Source organism: Polaromonas sp. P1_E3, assembly GCF_056405935.1.
Window position 1 is genome coordinate 1 of sequence record NZ_JBFUBD010000567.1, and the last position, 1,415, is coordinate 1,415.

2 protein-coding genes are annotated in these 1,415 nt (G+C 61.4%); both read right to left on the reverse strand.

What is annotated here, in order from left to right:
* Positions 1-507: OmpW/AlkL family protein (locus AC1D0Z_RS21750; protein WP_477660229.1), on the reverse strand; the 507-nt coding region annotated here is incomplete at its 3' end.
* A 196-nt stretch (positions 508-703) separates the two neighbouring features.
* Positions 704-1,415, reverse strand: a 712-nt coding sequence (locus tag AC1D0Z_RS21755; protein ID WP_477660230.1) for a TCP-1/cpn60 chaperonin family protein, incomplete at its 5' end; no start/stop codon positions are given.

Here is a 1,415-nt window from a genome sequence, read left to right on the forward strand (position 1 = left end):
GGGGCCCCCTGGGTTGGTCAACGCGGTCAGCATGGCCGAGCCGCGTTCCCTGTAGAACTTCACATAGGAAAGGCCGGCCCCCAGATAGGGCCGAAACCGGGCGTCCACGTCAAGAAACCGGTATTGGGCGATCAGCGTGATGGGCAGGGCCCGGGTCTCGGCCACCTTGCCGACACCGGCGAGCACGCCTGCGCCGCTGACGTCATGCCTGAAACCCAAACCCAAGGGCAGATGCAGGCTGACGTGATCGGTGACCATGTAATTCACTGCGGCCGTTAACCGGGTGCTGTTGCTGACGTCGACCTTGGCGTCTGGAATAACGCCTGCCCCGGAGGGTGCCGAAAGGCTGCCGCTGTCTACCGAGGGCGCAATGCGCGTGAACCCGGCCGAGATGGACCAGGTGCCAGCCTGTTGCGCAAAGACATGGGCTGAAGAGGCCGCAAGGACGGCCGCCATGAATAGTTTTTGGGTGGTATTTGCGGCATCGCGCGGGGTGAAGAAAGTCATGCGGTGGCTCATGAGAAATCATGGTAGCGGCTAGCGCCAGCATGCAGCATCTTCCTTCCCATTTTTGTGAAGAGACTGTGGTGCGGTCGACGAAGGGCTTTGCCGTGTGTAAACATTTTTCGTACAAAACGAAGCGGCAATAAAAAAAAGGGCCGCTTTCGCGGCCCTTTTTTCGGAGCGTGAGCTCAGGCAGGCATTACATGCCCATGTCGCCCATGCCGCCCATACCACCCATGCCGCCTGGCATGCCGCCGCCAGCGCCGGACTCTTCCTTCGGAGCTTCGGCAATCATGGCTTCAGTCGTCAGCATCAGGGATGCGACGGAGGCTGCGTTCTGCAGTGCGGTGCGGGTGACCTTCGTGGGATCCAGGATACCCATTTCGATCATGTCGCCGTAGGTGTCGTTGGCGGCATTGAAGCCGTAGTTGCCCTTGCCGGCCAGAACCGCGTTCACCACCACAGAGGCTTCGCCGCCTGCGTTGTAAACGATCTCGCGCAGGGGAGCTTCGATGGCGCGCAGCACCAGCTTGATACCGGCGTCCTGGTCAGGATTGTCGCCAGCGATCTTGCCTGCAGCTTGCTTGGCACGCAGCAGGGCCACGCCGCCGCCGGCCACAATGCCTTCTTCCACGGCAGCGCGGGTAGCGTGCAGTGCGTCTTCCACGCGGGCTTTCTTTTCCTTCATTTCGACTTCGGTGGCAGCGCCGACCTTGATCACGGCAACACCGCCGGCCAGCTTGGCCACGCGCTCTTGCAGTTTTTCACGGTCGTAGTCGCTGGTCGCTTCTTCGATCTGGACGCGCACTTGCTTGACGCGTGCTTCGATGTCGGCAGCGGCGCCGGAACCGTCGATGATGATGGTGTTTTCTTTGCCCACTTCGATGCGTTTGGCCTGGCCGAGGTCAGCC